This is a genomic window from Carnobacterium sp. (assembly GCF_049673005.1).
Classification (GTDB): Bacteria; Bacillota; Bacilli; order Lactobacillales; family Carnobacteriaceae; genus Carnobacterium_A.
On the sequence record NZ_JBATXB010000116.1, the window covers coordinates 1 to 3,120 of the forward strand.

The window sequence follows — 3,120 nt, forward strand, 5'->3', positions numbered from 1 at the left end:
AACTCGCTGAAAAGTCAAAACAGCAACTAGTTGCATCCGGTAGATACACTAAACCTATTGTTACACTCATCTTACCAACGACTACGTTTTGGCCAGCTGAAAATTTTCATCAGCAATTTTATAAGAAGAATCCTAGTAAATATAAAAAAATCGAGCGAGCGCGCCAACAATTAATGACTTATCAAAAGTTAGAAAGTAAAATCAAAAATGACTTCAATCCTTTTTCTAAGAAATCTTAACTATAAATAAGAAGTATAAATTTTAGAAATCATTCGTTATCCTTATAATCAAATATAAGTGCAGTGAATCGAATTTCAATCAAATTATGGAGGACATGTAATGGGAAACCAATTAAATGTAGCAAAAAAATTAGACCAACACCATCAGTATTTCAATACCCATCGCACCAAAGATCATTCCTTTCGAATTAAACAGTTAGAAAAATTACAAACGACTATTCTTAAATATGAACAGCAACTCACTGATGCTTTACAAAAAGATCTAGGGAAAAACCCTGTAGAATCTTACGCTACAGAAATAGGATTTGTTTTAAATAGTATTCGAGAAACGAAAAAAAAGATGCCTAGATGGGTCAAAGATAAAAAAGTATCTACCCCTCTTTTCCTTTTCCCTTCAAAAAGCAAACGTCATTATGAACCTTATGGAACCGTCTTAATCATTGGGCCATTTAATTATCCTTTCCAGCTGTTAATTGAACCTTTAATTGGCGCAATCTCTGCAGGAAATACAATCATTTTGAAACCGTCTGAGATGGTCCCAAGTGTTTCGAAGGTTATCAAAGAAATGATTACTGATGCTTTTGATGACAACTACATCTCTGTTATCGAGGGCGATGTTGATACGACTATCGAATTACTTAAGCACCCGTTTGATTATATCTTTTTTACAGGAAGTACTACGGTTGGAAAAGAAATTATGAAAGCTGCTGCAGAGCATTTAACTCCGGTGACTTTAGAGTTGGGTGGGAAAAGTCCTGCGATTGTCTTAAAAGATGCCGACATTCAACAAGCCGCTAAAAGAATTATATATGGAAAACTACTTAACGCAGGACAAACTTGTGTCGCGCCGGATTATGTTCTTATTCAAGAAGAGCTTAAACCTCTTTTTATTGAAGAATGTAAAAAATTTATCCGACTATTTTATGGTGAAACAATACAAAATAGCTCTGATTTCGCAAGAATTGTTAATATAAAACACACTACCCGTTTGAAAACTATTCTAGAAGAATCTAAAGATGAGATTGTATTTGGCGGCCGCGTTGACTTAAACGATCGGTATATTGAACCAACCTTACTTGATTCAAATTGGGCATCTTTTACTATGAAAGACGAACTTTTTGGTCCACTCTTGCCTATTATTGGATTCCAAGATTTAGACAAAACGATTACACAAATAAATAATCGTCCGAAACCTTTGGCACTGTATATTTTTTCTAACGATAAACATACACAAAATAAAATTATCCATGAAACCAGTTCCGGTGGCATAACCATTAACAATACCATTTTCCATCTGGTCTCCCCTAACTTACCTTTTGGCGGAGTCGGAAATTCCGGCATGGGCTCTTACCACGGAAAAACTAGCTTTACTACTTTTTCACACGAGCGAAGCATTTTATCTTCTAATAAATTCGAGGTTCCCTTTATCTTCCCGCCCTACTCTGATAGCAGTTTAAAATGGCTCCGTCGCTTTTTAAAGTAATTTCTTCATTTTCATCACTTTTATCTTATCTCTTTCTTTTAATAAAAAAGGCACTCCCCTCTTTCCTTTAAGAAAAGTTGGTAGTGCCTTTTTCATTTTCTATTTAACGAGATTCTTTTGGCGGTTGGCAAACTTCGCACTTGCGTTGATTTTTATTTTTAAATTTTGTAAATGTTTTTTCAAAGTTAGTGCCACATGCGCATTTAAATAGTAATTTTTGAGAAAAACCGTGGTATTCAGTCGATAGTAACTTACTGTCTGAATTTTTTTCAACAAACTCTTTAATCGTACCAATAGTCCATTGTTTATTCATTTTCTTACACCTCCATATTTTATTGCCAAACGAAAGCACTCTTGCCATCCGTTCTAACGAGCTATCCTTATTAACTCCCAATTATAACACGAGCTGAAATAATTAAATAGATAGCAGAAGCTTGATTCTGTATATGAATCGTTCTTCCCTTACGTTTAGATAAATTAAAACCAGCAAAGAATAAATCCTATGATCTCTACTAGTAAATACTATCACTATTAAAATGCTTAATGTTATAATAAAAAGAAGAATCGATTAGATGAGAATTATAGAAAAAGAGGGGCGAATAATGACAAATACGATTAAAAGATTGAGTATTATTGGAGTAGTATTTCTTTTTAGTCTGACTTTTACCGAAACCGTTTTCGCTGAAAATGAGTTGTCAGACATCACTATTGAAGTAGAATTACAAGAAAATGGTTCTGCTATTGTTACAGAGAATAGAAAAATGGCTATGGATGAAGGTACAGAATTATACATTGTATTAGATAATTTACTAGATTCAACACTCCTTGATTTTTCGGTAGCTGGTTTTCAAGAAAAAGAGCCTTGGAATGGAGAGGCTTCATTAGCAAAAAAAGCTAAGCGCTATGGCATTGCAGAAACAGATAGTGGAGTAGAACTTATTTGGGGCATCGGTGAATACGGTGAAAATGAATACATCGTCTCTTATACCTTATCGCATTTAGTTCGCGAATTAGAAGATGGACAAGCTTTGCTGTGGAATTTCGATACCTTTTCTGATATTCCTGCTGAAGATTTAACGGTGAAAGTTACTAGCTTTCAGCCCTTTACAAAAGAAAATGTCCAGTTATGGGGGTTTGGTTTTGACGGTGATCTTCAATTAGAAAATGGGGCTATCATCTGGAAAGCAAAGGAAGAAGTAGACAGCAGCAACGATGTAACGCTTTTGCTTCAATTTCCACAAGAATTTTTTAATACACAGGTAATGGTTGATCAAACATTAGAAGAACAACTAGAAATGGCAATGGATGGTTCAGCCTACAATCAGGAAGCTTCTTCTGATACAGCCTTCGTTGTCATCGCATCTCTGTTAGCATTTATAGGGATTGGAGGAGCTACTT

General features: G+C 34.7%; 4 protein-coding genes. 3 read left to right on the forward strand and 1 reads right to left on the reverse strand.

The window, feature by feature from the left end:
* Both WBF61_RS08920 and WBF61_RS08925 read left to right on the forward strand, forming a co-directional pair.
* A partial coding sequence (locus WBF61_RS08920; protein ID WP_424255785.1) for a peptide-methionine (S)-S-oxide reductase occupies positions 1–239 on the forward strand: 239 nt, incomplete at its 5' end.
* A gap of 100 nt (positions 240–339) precedes the next feature.
* Positions 340–1,722 (forward strand): aldehyde dehydrogenase, encoded by a 1,383-nt coding sequence (locus tag WBF61_RS08925; protein ID WP_424255787.1) that lies wholly within the window; start codon positions 340–342, stop codon positions 1,720–1,722.
* Between the two features lie 103 nt (positions 1,723–1,825).
* Here WBF61_RS08925 and WBF61_RS08930 read toward each other — a convergent pair whose 3' ends face one another.
* Entirely contained in the window at positions 1,826–2,035 is a 210-nt protein-coding gene (locus WBF61_RS08930; RefSeq protein ID WP_424255788.1) for a hypothetical protein, read from the reverse strand.
* 289 nt (positions 2,036–2,324) lie between these two features.
* Between WBF61_RS08930 and WBF61_RS08935 the strand changes: the two genes are divergently transcribed.
* On the forward strand, positions 2,325–3,120 hold a 796-nt coding region (locus tag WBF61_RS08935), incomplete at its 3' end, for a DUF2207 domain-containing protein (RefSeq protein ID WP_424255790.1).

What these genes read in the sequence shown, in the direction of transcription:
- WBF61_RS08925 (WP_424255787.1), top strand. Translation starts at nt 340, where the DNA reads ATGGGAAACCAATTAAATGTAGCAAAAAAATTAGACCAACACCATCAG.
- WBF61_RS08930 (WP_424255788.1), bottom strand. Translation starts at nt 2,035, where the DNA reads ATGAATAAACAATGGACTATTGGTACGATTAAAGAGTTTGTTGAAAAA.